This is a genomic window from Streptomyces sp. NPDC023723 (assembly GCF_040639815.1).
In the GTDB taxonomy this organism is placed as follows: Bacteria; Actinomycetota; Actinomycetes; order Streptomycetales; family Streptomycetaceae; genus Streptomyces.
This window is the reverse complement of the sequence record NZ_JBFAAP010000046.1, coordinates 1-21733: the sequence shown is the minus strand read 5'-3', so window position 1 is coordinate 21733 and position 21733 is coordinate 1. Positions and strand designations below refer to the sequence as shown.

At 72.6% G+C, this 21733-nt stretch carries 23 protein-coding genes; 9 read left to right on the top strand and 14 right to left on the bottom strand.

Annotated features, from left to right (window positions below; all coding sequences use genetic code 11):
• Window positions 1-206 precede the first annotated feature (206 nt).
• Window positions 207-677, top strand: a complete 471-nt coding sequence (locus tag AB0G32_RS31860; protein ID WP_361171205.1) for a pyridoxamine 5'-phosphate oxidase family protein — start codon at window positions 207-209, stop codon at window positions 675-677.
• Between the two features lie 221 nt (window positions 678-898).
• Window positions 899-1255 (top strand): STAS domain-containing protein, encoded by a 357-nt coding sequence (locus AB0G32_RS31855; protein ID WP_361171202.1) that lies wholly within the window; start codon window positions 899-901, stop codon window positions 1253-1255.
• On the opposite strand, the gene AB0G32_RS31850 is transcribed toward AB0G32_RS31855, so the two are convergent.
• Entirely contained in the window at window positions 1148-2152 is a 1005-nt protein-coding gene (locus AB0G32_RS31850; protein ID WP_361171199.1) for a sigma-70 family RNA polymerase sigma factor, read from the bottom strand. The genes AB0G32_RS31855 and AB0G32_RS31850 overlap by 108 nt on opposite strands.
• Before the next feature lie 128 nt (window positions 2153-2280).
• Complete coding sequence (locus AB0G32_RS31845; protein WP_361171196.1) at window positions 2281-3555, bottom strand: MFS transporter; 1275 nt, start codon at window positions 3553-3555, stop codon at window positions 2281-2283.
• A gap of 63 nt (window positions 3556-3618) precedes the next feature.
• Between AB0G32_RS31845 and AB0G32_RS31840 the strand changes: the two genes are divergently transcribed.
• Window positions 3619-4569, top strand: coding sequence for a LysR family transcriptional regulator (locus AB0G32_RS31840; protein ID WP_361171193.1), 951 nt, complete (start codon window positions 3619-3621; stop codon window positions 4567-4569).
• Window positions 4570-4578: 9 nt separating this feature from the next.
• On the opposite strand, the gene AB0G32_RS31835 is transcribed toward AB0G32_RS31840, so the two are convergent.
• Window positions 4579-5337: an alpha/beta hydrolase gene (locus tag AB0G32_RS31835; RefSeq protein WP_361171190.1), complete on the bottom strand. Its 759-nt coding sequence runs from the start codon at window positions 5335-5337 to the stop codon at window positions 4579-4581.
• A 110-nt stretch (window positions 5338-5447) separates the two neighbouring features.
• A complete protein-coding gene (locus AB0G32_RS31830) occupies window positions 5448-7700 on the bottom strand; it encodes a hypothetical protein (protein WP_361171187.1) in 2253 nt (750 codons plus the stop codon).
• A gap of 270 nt (window positions 7701-7970) precedes the next feature.
• Between AB0G32_RS31830 and AB0G32_RS31825 the strand changes: the two genes are divergently transcribed.
• Together AB0G32_RS31825 and AB0G32_RS31820 are read left to right on the top strand one after the other, a co-directional pair.
• On the top strand, window positions 7971-9128 hold the full coding sequence (locus AB0G32_RS31825; protein ID WP_361171184.1) for an adenosine deaminase: 1158 nt from the start codon (window positions 7971-7973) through the stop codon (window positions 9126-9128).
• Window positions 9129-9266: 138 nt separating this feature from the next.
• The gene (locus tag AB0G32_RS31820; protein ID WP_361171181.1) at window positions 9267-9635 is read left to right on the top strand and encodes an ATP-binding protein; all 369 of its coding nucleotides are present in this window, start codon (window positions 9267-9269) and stop codon (window positions 9633-9635) included.
• 92 nt (window positions 9636-9727) lie between these two features.
• Here AB0G32_RS31820 and AB0G32_RS31815 read toward each other — a convergent pair whose 3' ends face one another.
• The 5 genes from AB0G32_RS31815 to afsQ1 all read right to left on the bottom strand — a co-directional run bounded on the left by AB0G32_RS31815 (window position 9728) and on the right by afsQ1 (window position 13675).
• Window positions 9728-9931: a PspC domain-containing protein gene (locus AB0G32_RS31815; RefSeq protein WP_361171177.1), complete on the bottom strand. Its 204-nt coding sequence runs from the start codon at window positions 9929-9931 to the stop codon at window positions 9728-9730.
• 92 nt (window positions 9932-10023) lie between these two features.
• On the bottom strand, window positions 10024-10575 hold the full coding sequence (locus AB0G32_RS31810) for a VanZ family protein (protein ID WP_361171174.1): 552 nt from the start codon (window positions 10573-10575) through the stop codon (window positions 10024-10026).
• A 102-nt stretch (window positions 10576-10677) separates the two neighbouring features.
• Window positions 10678-11430 carry a hypothetical protein gene (locus tag AB0G32_RS31805; protein WP_361171171.1) on the bottom strand — a complete coding sequence of 251 codons (753 nt, stop codon included), beginning with the start codon at window positions 11428-11430 and terminating at the stop codon, window positions 10678-10680.
• Window positions 11430-13001, bottom strand: a complete 1572-nt coding sequence (locus tag AB0G32_RS31800; protein WP_361171168.1) for a HAMP domain-containing sensor histidine kinase — start codon at window positions 12999-13001, stop codon at window positions 11430-11432. Before AB0G32_RS31800 ends, AB0G32_RS31805 begins: the two co-directional genes overlap by 1 nt.
• The gene (gene afsQ1, locus AB0G32_RS31795) at window positions 12998-13675 is read right to left on the bottom strand and encodes a two-component system response regulator AfsQ1 (RefSeq protein WP_158075115.1); all 678 of its coding nucleotides are present in this window, start codon (window positions 13673-13675) and stop codon (window positions 12998-13000) included. Before afsQ1 ends, AB0G32_RS31800 begins: the two co-directional genes overlap by 4 nt.
• 224 nt (window positions 13676-13899) lie before the next feature.
• Between afsQ1 and AB0G32_RS31790 the strand changes: the two genes are divergently transcribed.
• On the top strand, window positions 13900-14646 hold the full coding sequence (locus AB0G32_RS31790; RefSeq protein WP_361171165.1) for a SigE family RNA polymerase sigma factor: 747 nt from the start codon (window positions 13900-13902) through the stop codon (window positions 14644-14646).
• Between the two features lie 213 nt (window positions 14647-14859).
• Here the strand turns inward: AB0G32_RS31790 and AB0G32_RS31785 are convergent, their stop codons facing one another.
• Entirely contained in the window at window positions 14860-15564 is a 705-nt protein-coding gene (locus tag AB0G32_RS31785) for a uridine kinase (protein ID WP_361171162.1), read from the bottom strand.
• Between the two features lie 132 nt (window positions 15565-15696).
• Here AB0G32_RS31785 and AB0G32_RS31780 point away from each other — a divergent pair, with 132 nt between their 5' ends.
• Entirely contained in the window at window positions 15697-16125 is a 429-nt protein-coding gene (locus AB0G32_RS31780) for a hypothetical protein (RefSeq protein ID WP_361171159.1), read from the top strand.
• Here AB0G32_RS31780 and AB0G32_RS31775 read toward each other — a convergent pair.
• The 4 genes from AB0G32_RS31775 to deoC are packed head-to-tail and all read right to left on the bottom strand — an operon-like array spanning window position 16108 to window position 19633.
• The gene (locus AB0G32_RS31775) at window positions 16108-16359 is read right to left on the bottom strand and encodes a type II toxin-antitoxin system RelE/ParE family toxin (protein ID WP_361171296.1); all 252 of its coding nucleotides are present in this window, start codon (window positions 16357-16359) and stop codon (window positions 16108-16110) included. The genes AB0G32_RS31780 and AB0G32_RS31775 overlap by 18 nt on opposite strands.
• On the bottom strand, window positions 16319-17206 hold the full coding sequence (locus AB0G32_RS31770) for an aldehyde dehydrogenase family protein (protein ID WP_361171156.1): 888 nt from the start codon (window positions 17204-17206) through the stop codon (window positions 16319-16321). The genes AB0G32_RS31775 and AB0G32_RS31770 overlap by 41 nt, the downstream gene beginning before the upstream one ends.
• Complete coding sequence (locus AB0G32_RS31765; RefSeq protein ID WP_361171153.1) at window positions 17199-18671, bottom strand: aldehyde dehydrogenase family protein; 1473 nt, start codon at window positions 18669-18671, stop codon at window positions 17199-17201. Before AB0G32_RS31765 ends, AB0G32_RS31770 begins: the two co-directional genes overlap by 8 nt.
• 5 nt (window positions 18672-18676) lie before the next feature.
• Window positions 18677-19633, bottom strand: coding sequence for a deoxyribose-phosphate aldolase (gene deoC, locus AB0G32_RS31760; protein ID WP_361171150.1), 957 nt, complete (start codon window positions 19631-19633; stop codon window positions 18677-18679).
• Between the two features lie 96 nt (window positions 19634-19729).
• Between deoC and AB0G32_RS31755 the strand changes: the two genes are divergently transcribed.
• Window positions 19730-20413 carry a PH domain-containing protein gene (locus AB0G32_RS31755; RefSeq protein ID WP_361171148.1) on the top strand — a complete coding sequence of 228 codons (684 nt, stop codon included), beginning with the start codon at window positions 19730-19732 and terminating at the stop codon, window positions 20411-20413.
• A 351-nt stretch (window positions 20414-20764) separates the two neighbouring features.
• Window positions 20765-21538: a glycosyltransferase family 2 protein gene (locus AB0G32_RS31750; RefSeq protein ID WP_361171146.1), complete on the top strand. Its 774-nt coding sequence runs from the start codon at window positions 20765-20767 to the stop codon at window positions 21536-21538.
• Window positions 21539-21733 lie beyond the last annotated feature (195 nt).

Sequence of the window (21733 nt, the reverse complement as noted above, 5' to 3'; positions counted from 1 at the left end):
GCCCCGCGACACTGGCCCGCCGCCTCAACGTCTCCGTGCGCACCCTGCACCGGGCGTTCACCGCGCCACCATCCGGCCCCCTGACACCCCGGCCAGGAAAGAACACCGTCCGACTCGCTCAAGGCCCGTACAAGGGCTGCTCTCCGTCGCGCGACGTAGGTCCGCCGCCGGATGTGGCCGGGGACCGCACGCCATAACCTCCCCGCATGACGGCAGTCGACTCTCATCCCAGCGGTCCCCGCAGTCCGGAGCAGCGCAAGCGCGAGGCGCTCGAACGGCTCGCGCGGGACAACGACGTGTGGGTCGCCACCGCCGACGCCACCGGCGAGCCCTGTCTCGTTCCGCTGGCCTTCTGGTGGGACGGCGAGGCGGTGTGGCTGTCCACCCGTGATACCAACCCGACCGGGCGCAACCTGTGCTCCTCGGGCCGGGTCCGGCTCAGCTTCGGCCACAGCCGGGACGTCGTTCTGATGCACGGCACCGCGCGCATGCTGACGCGCCAGGAGCTTCCGACCGGTGTTGGCGACGCGTTCGCGGCCAAGGACGGCTGGGACCCTCGCGAGGACCATCCCTCGTACGTCTTCTTCCAGGTCGTCCCGCAGGTGCTGCAGGCGTGGGGAACGGTTCCCGAGATGGCTGGACGGACCCTGATGCGTGCTGGGAAGTGGCTGGTCTAGGCCGGAAAACGGAACGGTGCGCGGAACGGGGCGCAGTCATTCGTCGCGGGCAGCTCCGCGGAGTACGTCTCAACGTCCCCCGTGGTGGAGCCGTGGTCGTCCCGCAGCTCCAGGTGGAAGGCGTTCCGCTCGAAGCTGTTGAACGGCCCGTCACACCGTGCCGGGGTGAGCTCAGGCCCCCGCACCGATGAATTCCGCCCCGCCCCCCGGTCTACCGGGTCGTGGATGCCGTGACGCCTGCCGTACTCGTGTTGCCGGGGCCGCTGTCCAGGGAGGACCTGCCCCGGCTCTGTGCCGAGGTGTGTGCGCTGCTCGGGGCCGGGCGGGGTGGGGTGGTCGTCTGTGATGTCGGTGGGGTGGGGCCGCCGGGGATCGGTGTGATCGATGTGCTGGCCCGGCTTCAGCTGACCGCGCGGCGGCAGGGCGGGGGCCGGATCAGGCTGCGGGCGCCCGATCCGGCCCTGCGGGCGCTAATCGACCTGGTCGGCCTTGGCTTCGAGGTGGAGGGGGAGGCCGAACAGCGGGAACCACCGCTTGGTGTCCAGGAAGCAGTGGAACCCGGTGATGCGGCCGTCTGAGATCTCCAGCACCTGGATCGCCCAGGGGGAGTAGCCGCCCGCCTCCGGGTCCGGCTTGTAGTGCGCGAAGGCCGGCAGCCCGTTGGCCTGGACGGGGACCAGCCGGGAGCCCGCGCAGGACGCGCCGATCGTGGTCATGAAGCCCGTGATGTCTCCCGGGCCCGCCAGCCACAGGTCGAACGGCGGCATCGTCATCACCGCGTCCTCGTGCAGGATGGCGGTCAGCGCCGTCATGTCGTAGCCCTCGAAGGCCGCCACATAGCGCTCCAGGAGCTTTTGCTGCTCCTCGTCCAGCGGGTCGGAGACGGCGCCCGCGGCCTCCAGGTCCGGCCGCTCCGCGAGGGTGGCGCGGGCCCGCTGGAGGGCGCTGTTCACCGATGCCACCGTGGTGCCCAGCAGCTCGGCCACCTCGCTCGCCCGCCAGGCCAGTACCTCGCGCAGGATGAGCACCGCCCGCTGCTTGGGCGGGAGCTGTTGCAGGGCGGCCATGAAGGCCAGTCGTACCGACTCCTTGGCCACCGCGGCCTCCGCCGGGTCGTCGGTCGTGGGCAGCGTCCGGGCGTCCGGCATCGGCTCCAGCCAGGTGTGGTCCGGGCGGGGGGAGAGGGCCGCCTGGGCCAGCGGCGTCGCCTCGGACAGGTCCATCGGGCGGGCCCGCTTGTTGCCCGCGGTCAGCATGTCCAGGCAGACGTTGGTCGCGATCCGGTAGAGCCAGGAGCGGAGACTGGACCGGCCCTCGAACTTGTCGTAGCTCCGCCAGGCGCGCACCAGGGTGTCCTGCACCGCGTCCTCCGCCTCGAAGGACGAACCGAGCATCCGGTAGCAGTACCCGGTCAGCTCGACCCGGTGCTTCTCCAGTGCCGAGTCCAGCTCCGGCGTCACCGTGCCGTTGGTCATCGTCCACCCGCCCCTGTGGCCGTATCCCTGCCGTCGCGCGTCTTCGCGCCCACACTCCGGAAGCTACCGCAGACCACTGACAATGGCCCGTGCAGTAAAAGAAGTCGCAGCTCAGGGGCGGTAGCGGCTCAGGCTGTGGCCGGGGTTCGGGCCGCCTGCCTGCGGGCCGCCCGGGTGCCGGCCAGGGTGACCGTCACGACCCCCAGCATCGCCAGCAGCCCGACCCCGACCGTCCCGGCCCAGCCGCCGGAGTGGAACGCCGTCGCGCCCACCGTGCTGCCGGCGCTGGAGCCGATGTAGTACATCGACTGGTACAGCGCGGACGCCTGCGCCCGGCCGTGCGTCGCCGTCCGGCTGACCGCCGAGGACGCCACCGAGTGGCCGGCGAAGAAGCCCGCCGTGATCAGGACCAGACCGAGGAGCACCAGGGGGAGGGAGTCCGCCAGGGACAGCAGCAGTCCCGCCGCCGTCGTGCCGCCCGCCAGGTAGAGGGCGCCGCGCCGGCCCAGCCGGCCCACCAGCCGGCCCGACGTCGACGCCGACACCGTGCCGACCAGGTAGACCAGGAAGATCGAGCCGACGATGCCCTGGGGCAGCGAGAAGGGGGCCTCGGTCAGGCGGTAGCCGATCACCGTGTAGACGCCGCCGAAGACCGTCATGAACAGCGCGCCGATCGCGTACAGGCGGCGCAGCAGCGGGTTGGCCAGGTGGTCGCGGACCGTGCCGGCCAGGACGCGCGGGCGCAGCGAGCCCGGGGTGAAGTGCTTCGGCTGCGGGAGCAGCATCCGGAACGCCACCGCGCAGACCACGGCGACCAGGCCGATCACGCCGACGGCCGTCCGCCAGCCCCACTCCTGGGCCACCCAGCCGGTGATGACCCGGCCGCTCATACCGCCCACGCTGTTGCCCGCCACGAACAGGCCGATCGCCGTGACCAGCGCCTTCGGGGTGACCTCCTCGGCGAGGTAGGCGGTCGCGGAGGCGGGCAGCCCGGCCAGCGCCGCGCCCTGCACCGCGCGCAGCACCACGAGGGCCGGCAGGGAGGGGGCGAAGGGGATCAGCAGTGCGACGGTCACCGCGACCGCCAGCGAGGCCGTCATGACCGTACGCCGTCCGAACCGTTCCGACAGGGCGCTCATCGGGATGACGAACACCGCCAGACCGCCGGTCGCGGCGGCCACCGTCCAGCTCGCGTCGCTCGCGCTCACTCCGAGGTCGCCGGAGATCAGCGGCAGCAGGGCCTGGGTGGAGTAGAGGAGCGCGAAGGTCGCGACGCCCGCGAGGAACAGGGCGAAACTCATCCGGCGGTAGCCGGGGCCGCCCGGGGCCACGCGCGAGTCGGGAGCGGGAGGGGATGCGACGGCGCCCACGATCGTGGACGCCCCGGTATCGGCGGGAGTCATGAGATGACCGTACGAAGGTCCTTACTCATCCGTCCAATGCATGGAACGGTCATAATCGTTCCCATGGTGCATCAGGAGAGCTCACGGGCGCGGCTGTCACGGGACAGTGACACAGAAGACATCGTCGCGCTGCTCGCGCCGCGCCTCGCGCACTTCGCCGGTGTGGCCCGCACCGAGCACGTCACCCGGGCCGCGCAGGAGATGGACGTCCCCCAGTCGACCCTCTCCCGGGCGGTCGCGCGGCTCGAACAGGACCTCGGCGTCGACCTGTTCGCCCGGCACGGCCGCACCCTCTCCCTCACCCCGGCCGGGCATACGTTCCTCGCCTCCGTCGAGCGTGCCCTCGCCGAGATCGGGCGGGCCGCCGACGAGGTCCGCGCCGACGCCGACCGCACCAGTGGCAAGGTCGCCTTCGGGTTCCTGCACACCATGGGCGCCGAGACCGTGCCCGGCCTGATCCACGCCTTCCGCGCCGACCACCCCAGGGTGCGGTTCAGCCTGGTGCAGAACTACGGCGAGGCGATGCTGGAGCGGCTGCGCGCGGGGGAGCTGGACCTGTGTCTGACCTCGCCGGTGCCGGACGCCCCGGACCTCGTCGCGCGCCGCCTGGACGAGCAGCGGCTGCGGCTGGTGGTCCCCGCCGACCACCGCCTCGCCGCCCGCCGCCGGGTCCGGCTCGCCGAGGCCGCCGACGAGACCTTCGTGACCCTGGAGCCCGGCTACGGGCTGCGCCGCATCACGGACGCGGTGTGCGCGGAGGCCGGGTTCCGGCCCCGGGTGGCCTTCGAGGGGGAGGAGGCGGAGACGCTGCGCGGGCTGGTCGCGGCGGGGCTCGGCGTCGCCCTGCTGCCGCCGCCGGCCGTGCCCCGGCCCGGGGTGGTGGAACTGACGGTCACCGCCCCGCGCGCGGCCCGGGAGATCGGCGTGGCGTGGCTGGCGGGGCGGACGGACACGCCGCCGGTGGCCGCCTTCAAGAAGTTCCTGCTCTCCAGGAGGGGCCACCTGCTGCCCTGAGCCGCCGCCCTACCGCAGCGTCTTGCCGAACCCCACCGCCAACGGCATCCGCAGCCCCAGCGGCGGCGGCGCCGCCAGCGCGTCCGCCACCGGCCGGGAGAACGACCGGCCGAACAGCGCCCCCAGCGCGAAGTCCTCCACCAGCGCCGCCACTTCGTCGCGGTAGTGCCGCATCGCGTGCCCCTCGCTGTGCACTTCGAACCGGCACACGTCCCGGTTGGCCTTCTTCGCCCGCGTCGCCAGCCGGAACGACAGCTCGGGATCGCACTGCCCGTCGTCCGTGCCGTGCACGATCAGCACCCGCCGCCCGGTGAGCTGTTTCACCGGTTCGGGCGGCGCCGCCATGTCCTCGTCCGGCAGCCAGGGGGCGATGGCGAGCACGGAGTTGACGGCCGCGTGGCCGCCCGCGCGCAGCGCCGCCCGGCCGCCCATGCCGACCCCGATCAGGCAGACCGGGACGTCGCCGTAGAGCCGTACCGCCTCGTCGGCGGCCCAGGCCGCGTCCTTGGCGAGATGCGCCTCGCTGCCGTTCCAGCCGCGGTAGCGGTAGTGCACGGGGTGCGCGGCCAGCCCCTCGTCCCGGCCCGCCCGGGTCAGCCGGCGCCCCAGCGCGCGTACCGAGGCGGCCGCCAGCAGCGCGGACGGTCTGCGGCTGGACACCTCGTCGCCCGCCGGGAGCAGCACCGCCACCCCGCTCACCGCCGCCGTCTGCGGACCCAGCGGCCGCCCCAGCCGGGCTTCGCGCACCGGCGTCGCTTGTTGTGCCATGACAAAACAGTGTCAGAAGAGCGGGTGTCCGCCATCCGTACGGGCGGTCACTGTTACGTATCGGCCCCGGTCCGGTGCGGCGGGCCGGGGCGGCGGGCCGGGGCGGCGGGTCACTCCCCGGTCTCCGGGAGCCCCTGGAGGAAGTCGACGAAGCGCCGGTAGGCCGCGGCATCCCGGTAGCTGCTCGGCTGCAACAGCCTTTCCTCCTCGCGCTCCAGGTCACCCTTGAGTCCGGTCTTCTTCAGGTACGCGCGCAGGTGGCTGCCGCCGATCCAGTTGCCCAGGTCCTTGGTGGCGGCGGCCTTGTCGCTGAACGCCCCCATCCGGTCCTCCTGCTGCATCCGCCGCAGCGCCGTCGCCGCGGCCGCGTACTCGGGCCGGCCGGGCGGGCCCTGGACGCCCGGCCGGTCGCGGTCCCGGCTGATCGCGGCGATGCTGTCGATGTCCGGCTGCCGGACCCCGGCGCCGCCGTACAGCGACTGCCGGAACGCCTGGCTCTGCGGCATGCCGATGCTCTCGTACATGATCGTCTTGCCGGCCGACAGCGCCTCGGAGGTGCTCTGGTTGCCGGTCGTCATCATGATCGGCTCACTGGCCTTGATCAGCGTCAGCATGTCGTCGTGCGGGACCTTGTCGGTGGTGATCCAGTGCATCTTCTTGCCGGGACCGCCGGTGTCCAGGGTCGCTTCCGTCGACAGCCTCCCCTCGATGAACTGCACCAGCCGTACTTCGCCCACCCCCAGCTCCGCCAGATCGCGCCGCACGGCATCGTCCAGCTCCGGCATCGAGTTCGGCGAGGACTGGAGGATGTGCACGTCGTTGCCGCTGCCGTTCTCGACCTCGGCCACCGTGAGCGCGAACCGCAGCGCGCTCTTGTTGGAGTAGGCGCAGTACAGCCGGGAGGAGACAGCGCCGGCGAACGACTTCACCGCCTGTTCCTGGTCCTCGGGGAAGAGCGCGGTGAGCAGTTCCTTGGACTTCAGCGCCTGGAGGTGGTCCAGCCGGGCGGCCCGTCTGCGCTCCTCGCTGTCCTTGGGGTTCTGCTGCGCCTTGTAGGCCCGCAGACCGGGGTGGAAGGTGATGCCGACCTCGTCCGTGCCGAGTCCGGTGGTGTGGCCGGTGGCCTTCGCGGCGTTCGAGGGCAGCCCTTCCTTCTTGGAGTACTCGGTCATCGCGGAGACTTCGCTGTGCCAGGCGCCGACGCTCTCCTGGAAGTTCCGGGTGACGCCCAGTTGCGGAGCGACAATCGTGTGGGTGGGGCCCGGCCCGGGGCCGAGCTGCGGGGCGCGCGGCGCGGTGCCGTCGAGCACCGCGAACGGGTGCTGGGCCCCCGCGAAGACACCCGGCTGGCTGTCGTGCGCCGTCTGGGAGGTCAGCAGGGCGATGTCGTACTTGTTCTGCTCGGTCCGGGGGAAGTTCTCGCGCAGCGCGTCGGCGGTCTTGACACCGAGCATCAGGTCGCCCTTGCCCTGGGCCTCGTCGGTGTAGACCGCGATGGGCGCCCGGCCGGTCCACTCCAGGCAGCTGTAGAGCTGGTTGATGAACTGGTCCATCAGCTGCTGCTTGTTGTTGAGCCGCACGGAGCCGGCCATGGCCTTGAACACCTCGTTGTCCAGCTTGCTCGCGGCCCGGCGGCGCAGATACCTGCGCGGCGTGGTCCGCTCCACCTCCAACTCGGTCCTGGCCTTGGCGGTGTTGGCCGCGAAGGCGGCCACCGAGATCCGCTCGGCGCTGCCCGCCACCTGGGGCGCCGGGGGCTCGGCGGTGGGGACGTGCGGTGCCGGTACGGGTTCCGCGGCGGTCTGTTCGTGGCCGGCCGCGGACGTCGACTGCTGCCCGGCGCGCGGGAACCCGGCCGGTTTGGGCCCGGGTACCGGCGGCGCGGTGCGGACCGGGCGGGTCGCGGCGTCCGACCGTTCCCCGCTCTCCTCGGGCCGGGGAAACAGGGACGGTTTGGGCCTCGTCGGCCGCGCGGGGCGCCCGGTGCCGGTCGTGGCCGGGACGGAGACGGCCGGTACGGGAGCGGATGCGTCCGTGGCCGGGGTGGGGACGGCCGGTACGGGTGTGTGCGCGGCCGGGGTGGTCATGGGCGAGGCGGTGGACGCCGGGCCGGGCCGGGGTGCCGACGTGGCCTCGGACTGCTGCTGCGCCGCGTCGAGACCCAGCGCCGCCCCCAGGTCGTCGAGTCCGGTGTAGACCGTCGGGCTGTTGAGCGCGTTGCGGACGTCGACGAACCTCGGTCTCGACCCCGGGAACCGCTCCTTCAGCCGCAGCAGCACCTGGTCCACGGTGGCCCCGCTCAGCCCGCCCTGGAAGAGCCGCTGCACCGCGGTGTTGCCCGCCGTGCTCTGGAGCGCGGTCACCGCCGAGGGCAGCGTGCCCCTGGCGGCGGGCCCCGCCGGGCGCCGCGTGACGGCCGGGGGAGGGGGCCCGGCGGCAGTCCGGTCCGGTCGCTCCTCTTGCGCGCGCATTGGCCACCCCCTGGAATCGGGCACACGAACACCGATCCTCCTCCGTGCCGGGCCCGCGGCACAGCGGCCGCGAGGGCAGCCTTGGAGGCAGTCCGGCCAGTCCCGTGAACCGGTGGGCCTCGGGGGCCTGTGATCTACGCGCGTAGGAGTTAGAGTGCACGGATGACGAGCCAGACCACCGCGAAATCCCCGACGCCGGACCGGATCCGCCGGGCGCCCAAGGTTCTGCTGCACGACCATCTCGACGGCGGGCTGCGCCCCGGCACGATCGTCGAACTCGCCCGGGAGACCGGCTACTCGGGGCTGCCCGAGACCGACCCCGACCGGCTCGGCGACTGGTTCCGGCAGGCCGCCGACTCCGGGTCCCTGGAGCGGTACCTGGAGACCTTCTCGCACACCGTCGGCGTCATGCAGACCCGGGACGCCCTGGTCCGGGTGGCCGCCGAGTGCGCCGAGGACCTCGCCGCCGACGGGGTCGTCTACGCCGAGGTGCGCTACGCGCCCGAACAGCACCTCGAGGGCGGCCTCACCCTCGAAGAGGTCGTCGAGGCGGTCAACGAGGGCTTCCGGGACGGGGAACGGCGGGCCCGGGAGGCCGGTCACCGGATCCGGGTCGGCGCCCTGCTCACCGCCATGCGGCACGCCGCCCGCGCCCTGGAGATCGCCGAACTCGCCAACCGCTACCGGGACCTCGGGGTGGTCGGCTTCGACATCGCGGGCGCCGAGGCCGGCTACCCGCCCACCCGGCACCTGGACGCCTTCGAGTACCTCAAGCGCGAGAACAACCACTTCACCATCCACGCCGGCGAGGCGTTCGGACTGCCGTCCATCTGGCAGGCGCTCCAGTGGTGCGGCGCCGACCGGCTCGGGCACGGGGTGCGGATCATCGACGACATCCAGGTGGCCGGGGACGGCTCGGTGAAGCTGGGGCGGCTCGCCTCCTACGTACGGGACAAGCGCATCCCGCTGGAGCTGTGCCCGAGCTCCAACCTCCAGACCGGGGCGGCCGCCTCGTACGCCGAGCACCCCATCGGGCTGCTGCGCCGGCTGCATTTCCGGGCCACGGTGAATACCGACAATCGGCTGATGTCACATACCAGCATGAGCAAGGAATTCGAGCACCTGGTCGACGCGTTCGGTTACACGCTCGACGACATGCAGTGGTTCTCCGTCAATGCGATGAAATCAGCGTTCATTCCTTTCGATGAACGACTGGCCATGATCAATGACGTGATCAAGCCCGGATATGCGGAACTGAAGTCCGAATGGCTGTTCCAGCAGACCGTCTCCACCAGCGGTTCCGTGGAACATGAGGGCTGAGTAGGGCGGATCGGCATCCGTAAACCCGGATCGTCTTTCACAATCCGTTCGCATTTCGATGTTTGCGGCGGGCGACGGCACGTGTTTACGGTCGAGGACCGCTCACATCCCCGACTTACCATTTCGAGGACGCATTTCATGAAGCAGTCTGCTGTCAAGACCCTCGGTGTCGCCGCCCTCGGTGCCGCCTTCGCCGCGGCCGGCGCGGGTGCGGCCACCGCGGCCCCGCAGGTCCCCGACCTCGCCCAGACGGTGGACGGCGTCGCCCGGACGCTCCCCGCCGAGAGCGTCGCCCAGGCCGCGCCCGGCGCCGGCAACGCGCTCGACGCGGGGCAGCGCGCCGCCGGCACCGGCCTGACCGCCGCGCAGCCGGTCGTCGAGCAGCTCGTCGCCGAGCAGCTCGCCAACGGGCCGACCAAGCCGGTCGCGGGCCTGCTCGGCGGGCTGCCGGTGCAGGGCCTGCCGACCGGCGGGCTGCCGGTGAACGGCCTGCCGCTCGGCGGCTGACGCCCGGCCGGGCCACGCCCGGCACGACGCGCCCACGGGGCGCACCCGGTTCCCGCCGGGTGCGCCCCGTCCGCCTGTGCGGCGAGCGGCCGCTACCAGGCCGTACGGGCCGCCTTCCGCTCCCCGGGGAGCAGGATCCACAGCGCCAGGTAGAGCAGGAACTGCGGGCCGGGCAGCAGGCACGAGACCAGGAATATGACGCGCATCGTCGTCGCGGAAGTGCCGAAGCGCCGCGCCAGCGCGGCACACACTCCGCCGATCACACGGCCGTCGGTGGGGCGGGCGAGGCGGGACATGGCGACTCCTTCGTGAGCGTCGGCCGAGGCTCCCGGAGCGGTCGCCTCATCTGCCTTCCACGCTACGCAGACGAACGGGGCGAAGCGTCGCTCTACGGGGCGATCCCGACCCTGGGAATCGTCGGGGTCCGACCCTGAGCGGGCTCCTCCTGGAGCACGTCCCCGGGCCGCCGCCGCTCGGACCTGCGGCGGAGCCAGGACCGGCCCGCCGGGACCACGGCGAGGTGCGCCAGGGCCACGCCCACGGTGTTCATCAGCAGCGAGTCGATGTCGGCGACCTGGCCCGGCACGCCGGTCTGGAGCAGTTCGATGCCGAGCGACAGCAGGGCGCCCGCGACCGTACTGCGCAGCAGCGAGGCCAGTGGGGAGACGGCGATCCGGCCGTTCACCACCGGCAGCAGGACGCCCAGCGGGGCCAGCAGGCCCAGCCCGCCGACGAGGCAGCGGGCCGCCTCCGGCCAGCCCAGCGCGACCTCGGCGCGGATGCCCGCGAAGGGATGCAGATTGGCGGGCATGACCCAGGGGACGTCCAGGGGACGCAGCGTGAGCCAGGCGACGAGGACGAGATGCGCGACCAGGAGGACGCCTCCCGTCACGCGGATGCGGAGCGCGGCGCTGCCGCCGATGAACCCTTGACGCTGCACGCCCCCGTAGACGCGGCCTCCGGCGCGCGCGGTTCCGGGCTCTCCCCCACACGGGTGAGTCATGCGCCACATGCCGCCTGCCGGCCCGGCTGAGTCCCCCGCTCAGTCCGCCGCGGTCGCCGCGGCGGACGGCGGCTCGTTGCTGCCCGGGCGGGTGCGGACCTCGTCCGTGCAGGAGTACCGGCGCGCGGCCCGGTCGTCGGGGCCGCCCAGCACCACCGCGCCGTCGTCCGCCACCGCGGCCGAGGCCGCGAAGGTGCAGACCACCTGGGCGAGGGCGTACGAGGTGAGGTCGTCCGGCGCGGTGCCCAGCCGCAGGGTGGCGCCGGGATCGCCGTCACGCGGCTTCGACACGGTGATCCCGCCGGGCACGTCGGTGGTGTACCGGGCCTCCGTCTCGGCGGCCGAGGGCGGCGCGGCGAGCTGGCTCAGCAGCCCCCTGGCCACCGCGACCCGGCGCTCGGCGCCGCGCGCGCCGTCCGGCACCCGTACCGTCCGGTCCACCGGCACCAGCGACGAGCCGCACAGCAGGAACACCCGCACGGCCACGCCCCCCGCGGCCCCGGTGGCCGCGCCCGGCTCGGCGAGCGAGCAGCGCACCCGCGAGGGCGCGGGCCCGAAGTCCGTCGGCACCTCCGTGGCGCGGATGCCGCACCCGGCGAGCAGCACGGCGAGCACGGGCAGCGCCAGCAGCCGGGCGGGCCGGCGGCGCACGGCGCGCACGGCGCGCCCGGTGCCGGCCGTACGTACGGCGCGTGCGGTGCCGGCCGTGCGAGCGTCGCGTGCGGTGCCGGCCGTGCGCACGGCGCGTATGGTGCCGGCCGTGCGAGCGTCGCGCGCGGAGCGTGCGGTCATCAGCGCTGTCCCTGTCCCTTCGCGTCCTTGCCGTTGCCCGCCGCCCGGGATTCCGGGGCACCGGACTCCGCCAGCTCCGAGACGTCCCGGGGCAGTCGCAGGGTGAACACCGCGCCGCCCTCGGGGGAGTTGCCCGCGGTGATCTCACCGCCGTGGATGTGCGCGTTGGCCAGCGCGATGGACAGGCCGAGCCCGCTGCCCTCGGAGCGCGGCCGGGAGGCGCTCGCCTTGTAGAAGCGGTCGAAGACGTGCGGCAGGACGTCCTCGGGGATGCCGGGCCCGTGGTCGCGCACGGCGATGACCACCTCGTCGGCCACCTCGGTCACCGAGACCCGCACCGGCGACCCGCCGTGCTTGAGCGCGTTGCCGATCAGGTTGGCCAGGATCACGTCGAGGCGGCGCGGGTCCAGCTGGGCGTGGATGCCGCGCTCGGCGTCCAGCTCCACGGCGTCCAGCCAGGCGCGGGCGTCGATGCAGGCGGTGATCTGGTCGGCCACGTCCACGTCGTCCAGGACCAGCCGGGCGGTGCCCGCGTCGAAGCGGGTGACCTCCATCAGGTTCTCCACCAGGCTGTTCAGCCGCCGGGTCTCGCTGACCACCAGCCGGACGGCGGGCTCGATCATCGGGTCCATCGACCCGGACTCCGCCTCCAGCTCCTCCTCGAGGACCTCGGTGACGGCGGTGATCGCGGTCAGCGGCGTACGCAGCTCATGGCTCATGTCCGCCACGAACCGCCGCGAGGACGCCTCCCGGGCCGCCATGTCCTCGACCCGCTTCTCCAGCGCCTCGGCGGCACTGTTGAACGTCCGGGACAGATCGGCCAGTTCATCGGTGCCGGAGACCCGCAGCCGGGTGTCGAGCCGGCCCTCGCCGAGCCGCCGGGCGGCGGTGCCCAGCCGGTGCACGGGCTTCAGTACCGTCGTCGCCAGGGCCTGCGCGAGCAGCGCGGAGCCGATCAGCGCCAGCGCGGTCGCGATCCCCAGCGACCAGGCCAGCGAGTCGATGTCCTTGGCCTCCGGCTCCAGCGACTTGAGCATGTAGCCGGTCGGCCCGCCGCCGCCCACCCGGCTGCCGGCCACCAGGTACGGGGTGTCGGCCAGCACGATCCGCTGCCAGTAGAGGTGGTACGCGGACTTGTTGGCGTCGGTGACCTTCTGCTTCTTGTCCACCGCGGTGCGCAGCGAGGCGGGCACGTCGGAGAGGGCGAAGCCGTCCGGCCCGCCCGCGCTGCCGGACACGGCGCTGCCGCCGGTGGTCTCGGCGACCAGCAGCACGCCGAACCGCTGGCTGCTGTTGGCCATCTGGCCCGCGGTGTGCTGGAGCTCGTCCTCGGTGGGGTGCTCGGGCAGCGACCCGGCCCGGTTGCGCATCTCCTGCTCGAAGTCGCCCAGCACGGCGTCCTGGGCGCGGGTCAGCACCGCCTCCCGGTTCAGCCAGTACGCGATGCCCGAGACGGACACGGCGGCGGTGAGCGCCACCAGCCCGAAGACGACGACCAGCCGGAGCCGCAGACTGGTGAAGCGCAGCCGGGACCAGAACCGCTGCCGGTCCGGTGACTGTTCCTGGGTCACTGAGGCGGATCCAGCCGGTAGCCCACGCCGCGCACGGTACGGATCAGCGTCGGGGACGACGGCACGTCCTCGACCTTGGCGCGCAGCCGCTGCACACAGGCGTCCACCAGCCGGGAGTCGCCCAGGTAGTCGTGCTCCCAGACCAGGCGCAGCAGTTGCTGCCGGGACAGCGCCTGACCGGGCCGCCGGCTCAGTTCGAGCAGGAGGCGCAGCTCGGTCGGCGTGAGCTGGAGGTCCTCGCCGTTCTTGGTGACGGTCATCGCGGAGCGGTCGATGACCAGGCTGCCGAAGGTCGCCGAGTCGGTGGACTCCCGTTCCCCGCGCCGCAGCACCGCCCGGATCCGGGCGTCCAGGACCCGCCCCTGCACCGGTTTGACCACGTAGTCGTCCGCGCCGGACTCCAGGCCGACGACCACGTCGATGTCGTCGTTGCGCGCGGTCAGCAGGATGATCGGCAGCTGGTCGGTGCGCCGGATGCGGCGGCACACCTCGAAACCGTCGATGCCGGGCAGCATCACGTCCAGCACGATCAGGTCCGGCCGCTGCTCGCGCAGCAGCTTCAGACCGTCTTCACCGCTGGCCGCGGTGGCCACCCGGTGGCCCTGGCGCGTCAGAGAGAGCTCCAGGGCCGTGCGGATGGCGTCGTCGTCCTCGATCAGCAACAGGGAAGGCACGGGCTCATTCTGGCCCATGCGGGGGGTGCGGTTCGACCGGTGGGTCGCCAATCGGCTCTTCCTACCGCCGGGTGCTGTGAAGGAACCGTGGTTTCGCGGTGACCGGGCCTTGTGACAGGTCTGTGACAGTCGGCGGACACGGCCATGAAGTGCCCCCGGCAGAGTTCTCGGCACAAGCAGGACCGCAAGCCGAACACCGGGAACTCCACGACGGGGGGCGCATGATGAACACGCTGACTCGCACCAGCACCAGCGCAGTGATCACGCGTCTGCACGACGTGAACGGGGCCCGGGGTTGTGAGAAGTCCGGCTCCGTGAGCGGGCGGGGGTGCGCTCGCGGGGCCGGGCGTCAGCATCCGACGACGTACATGTCGGTGGTTGACGCGAACACGGGGGAGTCCCCGGAGGGGGCGGCGTACAGGGAGGACCCGGGGGAGCGCCGCTCGCTGTCGGAGGCGGAGTTCACCGCCTACGTCCAGGAGCGCCGCGCCTCCCTGTACGCCACCGCCTACCACCTGACCGGCGACCGCTTCGAGGCCGAGGACCTGCTGCAGAGCGCGCTGTTCTCGACCTACCGGGCGTGGGACCGGATCAGCGACAAGGCGGCGGTCGGCGGATACCTCCGCCGGACCATGACCAACCTGCACATCAGCGCCTGGCGGCGCCGCAAGCTGAACGAGTACCCGACCGAGGAACTGCCGGAGACGCCCGGCGACACGGACGCGATGCGCGGCACCGAGCTGCGCACGGTCCTGTGGCAGGCGCTGGCCCGGCTGCCCGAACTCCAGCGCACCATGCTGGTCCTGCGCTACTACGAGGGCCGCACCGACCCGGAGATCGCGGACATCCTCGGCATCAGTGTCGGCACGGTGAAGTCCAGCATCTGGCGCTCGCTGCGCCGGCTGCGCGACGACGAGGTGCTCAGCTTCGGCCGTGACCGCGAGGACGCCTTCGGCGAACTGGTCGCCTGACCGGTCCGAGGGGGGTGGAAAAAAAGTACGGGCCCGGGTGTATCAGGGGGGTGGGACCGGGCTCTTACTCACGGGGGACGCACCACGGGGGACACGGGGGAACGGGGAACACGGGGGACCGTACGGGGGTACGGGGGAAAGAAGCGGGACTGGAGGGCCGGGGGGTCCGTCCAGTCCCGCTTCGTTGTGCGTGCCGGTCGGGCGCTACGCCGGTCAGGCCGCCGTACGGGTCGTGGCGCACCGTCCGGCCGCCGCGGCGGCCAGCCGGCCCATCGCCTCGTCCCGGTCGCAGGCGTGCGCGCCCAGTGCCGTCTGGCGGCTGATGATCGTCCGTTCCTCGCGCATCAGCCGCCAGCCGCGGCGCAGCAGGAACGGCACCGACTTGCGGCCCTCCCGCAGATCCCGCAGGAAGCGGCGGCGGAAGGTGGTCAGCGGGCCGCGGCTCAGACAGAGCGCGTCGGCGAGCACGCCGAGGTCCCGGCACCGCGCCACGATCTCCGCGGCGAAGACGCCCTCCGCGATGAACAGCGGGGTCCGGCCGATGTCGACGGTTCCCGCGCCGGTGCGGGCGCTGAGCGCGATGTCGTAGACGGGCACGGCGGTACGGCCGGTGCGGCACAGCTCCGCGACGGCGGCGACGGCGGTGTCCGCGTCCCACGAGGCGGGGTGGTCCCAGTCGATGTCCGAACTCCCCGCCACCAGCGGCAGCGTCGGGTCGGTGCCCTCTTTGTAGAAGTCGTCGAGCCGCAGCACCGGGAGGCCGGAGCGGGCGGCCAGGAGGGACTTGCCGGAGCCGGAGGGGCCGCAGAGCAGCACGACTCGGGCGGGTATGGGCGGATGGGAGCTCACGGGACACCAGTGTGCGGCATCGAACGGCGGTCGTTCGACCCCGCGGGTCGGCTTTGAAGCGCGCGTCACACGTCAACTACGCTTCGCGTCGACACGGTTACGTTCCGCAGTGCCCTGGTGGCGTTCGCCAGTCGTACTCCCCAGTCGTACTCCCCAGTCGTACTTCCCAGTCGTACTTCCCAGCAAGAGGTGGCAGCAGCGATGGCCCGACACGCGTCCCCCCACACCCCGTCCGTCCAGCGCGCGCTGGCCGTCCTCGCCGTCGCCGGGGCGGCCGTGGGGGCGGGCGCGGCGACGGCCGCCGCCGCCGACGAGGCCCAGAGTCTCGCCGGGGTGGTGCACACCCGCCCCACCTCCCTGGGCAAGATCGACCCGGCGGCCGGCCTCCAGGCCACCCGGACCGCGCTCCCCTACGTCACGGGCCCGGTGGCCGGCCTCAAGCCCAACCCGCTGGCCGGCACCGGCGTCGACCCGCTGGACAACGGCGTCGGCACCCAGATCGCCGACTTCCAGCCGCTGGCCTCCACCGCCCTGACCCACCCCGTCGCCCAGGCCCCGTCGATCGGCAGCCTGCCGGGGGTGGGGCAGCTGGCGGGGGTGTTGGGAGGGGCTTCAGGGGGTGCGGCCTAGGTGGGTCACCAGGATGTGGATCACAGCGTCGTCGATGACGTACAGGACGCGGTAAGCACCGACGTGCAGGCGCCGTACGTCCGGTGATGCGTACGGGACGGACCCGGCTGGGCGGGGGTGTGTGGCCAGAGCGTCAACTGCTTCGTAGACGGCTGCCAGGCCGGTCGGGTCCTCCTTCTGCGTCAATCGCAGATCAGTACGACGACCCCGACACTCCCAGCGCCCCCGTCGGATGCCACACCGTCTTCGTCTCCAGGAAGGGCGTCAGGCGGTCCAGGCCCGGGGTCGCCGTCCAGTTGTCCACAGGCTGTGGACGCAGCACGCGCTTCAGGTTGTCGGCTGCGGCGATCTCCAGTTCCGTCGCCAGCGCCGTGTCCGCCCCCGTCAGGTCGATCGCGTTGACGTCCTGGTGGGCGGCGAGGGTCGGGGCGATCTCCGCCGTCCGGCCGGAGAGCAGGTTGACGACTCCGCCGGGGACGTCGGAGGTGGCCAGCACCTCGGCGAGGGAGAGGGCGGGGAGGGGGGACTTCTCGGAGGCGACCACGACCGCCGTACTGCCCGTCGCGAGCACCGGCGCGACGACCGAGACCAGGCCGAGGAGCGACGACTCCTGCGGGGCCAGCACCGCGACCACGCCGGTCGGCTCCGGGGAGGACAGGTTGAAGTACGGGCCCGCGACCGGGTTGGCGCCGCCCAGCACCTGGGCGATCTTGTCGGTCCAGCCCGCGTACCAGACCCACCGGTCGATCGCGGCGTCCACCTGCTCGGCCGCCTTGGACTTCGACAGGCCCTCGGCGTCGGCCACCTCGCGGACGAACTGGGCCCGGCGGCCCTCCAGCATCTCCGCGACCCGGTAGAGCACCTGGCCCCGGTTGTACGCCGTCGCCCCGGACCAGCCGCCGAACGCCTTGCGCGCGGCGACCACCGCGTCCCGGGCGTCCTTGCGGGAGGAGAGCGGCGCGTTCGCCAGCCACTTGCCCTGTGCGTCGGTCACCTCGTACACCCGGCCGCTCTCCGAACGCGGGAACTTCCCGCCGACGTACAGCTTGTAGGTCTTCAGGACAGACAGTCGGTCAGACATCGAGGTACGCCTCCAGGCCGTGACGACCGCCCTCGCGGCCGAAGCCCGACTCCTTGTAGCCGCCGAACGGCGAGGTCGGGTCGAACTTGTTGAACGTGTTGGACCAGATCACGCCCGCGCGCAGCCGGTTCGCGACCGCCAGCATCCGCGAGCCCTTCTCGGTCCAGATGCCCGCCGACAGGCCGTACGGCGTGTTGTTGGCCTTGGCGACCGCCTCGTCGGGGGTGCGGAAGGTCAGCACCGACAGCACCGGGCCGAAGATCTCGTCGCGGGCGATGGTGTGCGCCTGGGTGACGCCCGTGAAGAGCGTCGGGGCGAACCAGTAACCGGCGGAGGGCAGTTCGCAGGCCGGGGACCAGCGCTCGGCGCCCTCCGCCTCGCCCTGGTCGGCCAGCGCGGTGATCCGGGCGAGCTGCTCGGCGGAGTTGATCGCGCCGATGTCCGTGTTCTTGTCGAGCGGGTCGCCGAGGCGGAGGGTGGTCAGGCGCCGCTTGAGACGGTCCAGCAGCTCGTCGTGGATCGACTCCTGGACCAGCAGCCGGGAGCCCGCGCAGCAGACCTGGCCCTGATTGAAGAAGATGCCGCTCACGATGCCCTCGACGGCCTGATCGACCGGGGCGTCGTCGAAGACGATGTTGGCGCCCTTGCCGCCCAGTTCCAGGGTGAGCTTCTTGCGGGTGCCCGCGACCGTGCGGGCGATCTCCTTGCCGACGGCCGTGGAACCGGTGAAGGCGACCTTGTTCACGTCGGGGTGGGCGACCAGGGCGGCGCCGGTGCGGCCGTCGCCGGTGACGATGTTGACGACGCCCCTGGGCAGACCGGCCTGGCGGCAGATGTCCGCGAAGAAGAGGGCGGAGAGCGGGGTCGTCTCGGCGGGCTTCAGGACCACCGTGTTGCCGGTCGCCAGGGCCGGGGCGATCTTCCACGCCAGCATCAGCAGCGGGAAGTTCCAGGGGATGACCTGGCCGGCGACGCCCAGCGGCCGCGGCGCGGCGCCGAAGCCCGCGTGCTCCAGCTTGTCCGCCCAGCCGGCGTAGTAGAAGAAGTGCGCGGCGACCAGGGGGAGGTCGGCGTCGCGGGTCTCCCGGATCGGCTTGCCGTTGTCCAGCGTCTCCAGGACGGCCAGTTCGCGGCTGCGCTCCTGGATGACGCGGGCGATGCGGAAGAGGTACTTCGCGCGCTCGGTGCCGGGCAGCGCCGACCACTTCTCGAACGCCTTGCGGGCGGCGCGGACCGCGCGGTCGACGTCCTCCTCGGTGCCCCGGGTGTACTCGGCGAGCACTTCCTCGGTGGCCGGGCTGACCGTCTTGACCAGGTCACCGCCCGCGCTCTCGGTGAACTCGCCGTCGATGAACAGGCCGTAGGACGGCGCGAGGTCGACGACCGAACGGGACTCCGGCGCCGGCGCGTACTCGAACGCGGATGCGGATGCGGATGCGGATGTAGATGCAGATGCGGATGTCATGGTGATCAGTCCACCGTCACGTAGTCGGGGCCGGAGTAGCGGCCGGTGGCCAGCTTCTGACGCTGCATCAGCAGGTCGTTCAGGAGCGAGGAGGCGCCGAACCGGAACCAGTGGCTGTCCAGCCAGTCCGGGCCGGCCGTCTCGTTGACCAGTACGAGGAATTTGACGGCGTCCTTGGCGGTCCTGATGCCGCCGGCCGGCTTCACGCCGACCTGGGTCCCGGTGGCGGCCCGGAAGTCCCGCACCGCCTCCAGCATCAGGAGGGTGTTGGCGGGCGTGGCGTTGACCGCGACCTTGCCGGTCGACGTCTTGATGAAGTCGGCGCCGGCCAGCATGCCGAGCCAGCTCGCGCGGCGGATGTTGTCGTACGTCGACAACTCACCGGTCTCGAAGATGACCTTGAGGCGGGCGTCCGTGCCGCACGCCTCCTTCACGGCCGTGATCTCCTCGTACACCTTCAGGTACTTCCCGGCGAGGAACGCGCCCCGGTCGATGACCATGTCGACCTCGTCCGCGCCCGCCGCCACCGCCTCGCGCACGTCGGCCAGCTTGACGGCGAGGGAGGCGCGGCCGGCCGGGAACGCCGTGGCGACCGAGGCGACCTTGACGCCGGAGCCGGCCACCGCCTCCTTGGCGGCGGGCACCATGTCGGGATAGACGCAGACAGCGGCCGTGGCGGGGGCGGTGCGGTCGGTCGGGTCGGGGCGGACCGCCTTGGCGCCGAGCGCCCGGACCTTGCCGGGGGTGTCCGCGCCCTCCAGGGTCGTCAGGTCGACCATCGAGATGGCGAGGTCGAGGGCGTACGCCTTCGCGGTCGTCTTGATCGAACGGGTGCCGAGCGCGGCGGCCCGGGCCTCCAGGCCGACCGCGTCGACGCCGGGCAGTCCGTGCAGGAAGCGGCGCAGCGTGCCGTCGGACGCGGTGACGCCGGCGAGTCCGGGTGCGGGTGCAGTGGTGGGCATGGTCACCAGGCGAGCATATCTACGCGCGTAGCGGCTGTACAGCCCCCGAAATGGCCCCCGGGCGGGCGTCGGGCGGGCGTCGGGCACAATCGGCACATGACGACCCCGGAGCATCCCGCGCCCGCACCGCAGCCCCCGGTGCCCGAGACCAAGGACCGTGTCTACCGCTCGCCGGCGGGCATCGCCGGCGGTGTGCTGCTGCTCGCCATCGTGCTGTGGCTGGGCATCGACGCGGTGGTGGCGGGCGAGGGCCGCACCCCGTGGCTGGCGCTCGCCGCGCTGCTCCTCGTGGTGCCGCTGGTGGTCGCCTACACGCTGCGCCCCGCCGTGTTCGCGGGCGACGACCGGCTGCGGGTCCGCAACCCGCTGCGCGTCGTCGTGCTGCCGTGGGGGCGGATCACCGCGCTGCGCTCCGGTTACTCCAACGAGGTCGTCGCCGACTCCGGTGCCAAGTACCAGCTGTGGTCCGTCCCCGTCTCGCTGCGGGGCCGCAAGAAGGCGGCCCGGCGCGAGGCGCGGCGCACGGCGGGGGACGGCCGGGGCGCGGCCGGGCGCGGCGGGTTCGGGCTCACCGGACAGCGGGCGGCCGCCGCCGAGGTCGCGGACGGGCCGGTGCGGGCGGAGACCGACAGGGTGATGGACGAGATCCGGGGCCTGCTGGAGGCGCGGGAGAAGGCGGACACGGCGCAGGGCGAGATCAGCGTGCGCTGGGCCTACGAGATCATGGCGCCGGCGGCGGCCGGGGCGGTGCTGCTGGCGGTGCTGATCGGGGTGGGGTGACCGGTTGGCCGGGCCGGTCGCGGCGCGGGCCCCGGAGTCCGGCACCGCGCGCGGCCCCGAGGCGGCCACGCCCCGTACCCGGGACCGGCCGGCTGGACGCCATGCGGGTCGAGGTCGAGGTCGAGGTCGACGTCGTAGCCGGTGAGCCGGCGACCCGGCGAGCCGATGGCCCACCTCGGCGGCGGATACGGCCGGGAGTCGGCAGGGGTCGGCCGAGGGGTCGGCCGGAGGTCGGCCAGGAGACGTCCCGCACAGCCCTGAACTGCGACGACTGCCCGCGTGGCGACTCCGGCCCGCCGACGATGTTTGAATGGGCCGGCCGTCGTTCCTGATCCGGCTAGGAGAAGCGCTGTGCCCTTGGTGTCGGTCGTGATGCCCGTGTACAACTCGGCTGCGATGTTGGGCGCAGCGGTCCGGTCGGTCCTCACCCAGACCCATACCGACCTGGAGCTGCTGGTCACCGACGACCAGTCGTCCGACGACTCCATGGACCTGCTCATGGAATTCGCCCGGCAGGACGAGCGGGTCCGGCCGGAACGGGCGCCGGAGCGCGGCGGCGCCGGCCGGGCCCGCAACCTCGCCATCGAGCGGGCCAGGGGGGACTACGTGGCCTTCCTGGACAGCGACGACATGTGGCTGCCGGAGAAGACCGAGAAGCAGCTCGCCTTCGCCGCGGCGGGCGCCGCGCCGCTGACGTTCACCTCGTACTTCAAGATGGACGCCGACCACGACGGCGAGAGCACCGACTGGGTTCCGAACGGCCGGGTGGTCCACGCGCGGGAGCACGTGGACTACCGCGCGATGCTGGTCCGGGACTACATCGGCGCCCTCACCGCGATGTACGACCGCAAGGTGCTGGGCACGCGGCTGATGCCGGAGATGCGCAAGCGCCAGGACTACGCCCTGTGGCTGTCGATCATGCGGGACGGTGCCGACGCCCGGGGCCTGGCCGAGCCGCTCGCGGTGTACCGGGCCCACCGGGCGGGATCGCTGTCCTCCAACAAGCTGTCGCTGGTGCAGTACAACTGGACCCTGTACCGCGAGCACGAGCATCTGTCGGTCCCGCGGGCGACGCGGGCGCTGGCCGGCGCCGCGTGGCAGTCGCTGCGCAACTCGCGCATCTAATGCTCTGACCGCATAGGTTCGCCGGGTTGGTGGTGGGGGGCGGGCAGTTGGATGCGCGGTGACGTCGAGAGTGGCGGGATCGCGATACGTCGGCGGATTAAGACGTCATTTCATTTGGTGAGTCTGCGGTGGCATATGAGGGTCGCGGCGATGGCGGTGAAGGCGAGGAAGTGTTCGGGCTTGCGTTCGTAGCGG

Coding starts and splice junctions, on each gene's coding strand:
- AB0G32_RS31860 (WP_361171205.1), top strand. CDS start 207: ATGACGGCAGTCGACTCTCATCCCAGCGGTCCCCGCAGTCCGGAGCAG.
- AB0G32_RS31850 (WP_361171199.1), bottom strand. CDS start 2,152: ATGACCAACGGCACGGTGACGCCGGAGCTGGACTCGGCACTGGAGAAG.
- AB0G32_RS31845 (WP_361171196.1), bottom strand. CDS start 3,555: ATGACTCCCGCCGATACCGGGGCGTCCACGATCGTGGGCGCCGTCGCA.
- AB0G32_RS31840 (WP_361171193.1), top strand. CDS start 3,619: ATGGTGCATCAGGAGAGCTCACGGGCGCGGCTGTCACGGGACAGTGAC.
- AB0G32_RS31835 (WP_361171190.1), bottom strand. CDS start 5,337: ATGGCACAACAAGCGACGCCGGTGCGCGAAGCCCGGCTGGGGCGGCCG.
- AB0G32_RS31825 (WP_361171184.1), top strand. CDS start 7,971: ATGACGAGCCAGACCACCGCGAAATCCCCGACGCCGGACCGGATCCGC.
- AB0G32_RS31820 (WP_361171181.1), top strand. CDS start 9,267: ATGAAGCAGTCTGCTGTCAAGACCCTCGGTGTCGCCGCCCTCGGTGCC.
- AB0G32_RS31815 (WP_361171177.1), bottom strand. CDS start 9,931: ATGTCCCGCCTCGCCCGCCCCACCGACGGCCGTGTGATCGGCGGAGTG.
- AB0G32_RS31805 (WP_361171171.1), bottom strand. CDS start 11,430: ATGACCGCACGCTCCGCGCGCGACGCTCGCACGGCCGGCACCATACGC.
- AB0G32_RS31790 (WP_361171165.1), top strand. CDS start 13,900: ATGAACACGCTGACTCGCACCAGCACCAGCGCAGTGATCACGCGTCTG.
- AB0G32_RS31780 (WP_361171159.1), top strand. CDS start 15,697: ATGGCCCGACACGCGTCCCCCCACACCCCGTCCGTCCAGCGCGCGCTG.
- AB0G32_RS31770 (WP_361171156.1), bottom strand. CDS start 17,206: ATGTCTGACCGACTGTCTGTCCTGAAGACCTACAAGCTGTACGTCGGC.
- AB0G32_RS31765 (WP_361171153.1), bottom strand. CDS start 18,671: ATGACATCCGCATCTGCATCTACATCCGCATCCGCATCCGCATCCGCG.
- deoC (WP_361171150.1), bottom strand. CDS start 19,633: ATGCCCACCACTGCACCCGCACCCGGACTCGCCGGCGTCACCGCGTCC.
- AB0G32_RS31755 (WP_361171148.1), top strand. CDS start 19,730: ATGACGACCCCGGAGCATCCCGCGCCCGCACCGCAGCCCCCGGTGCCC.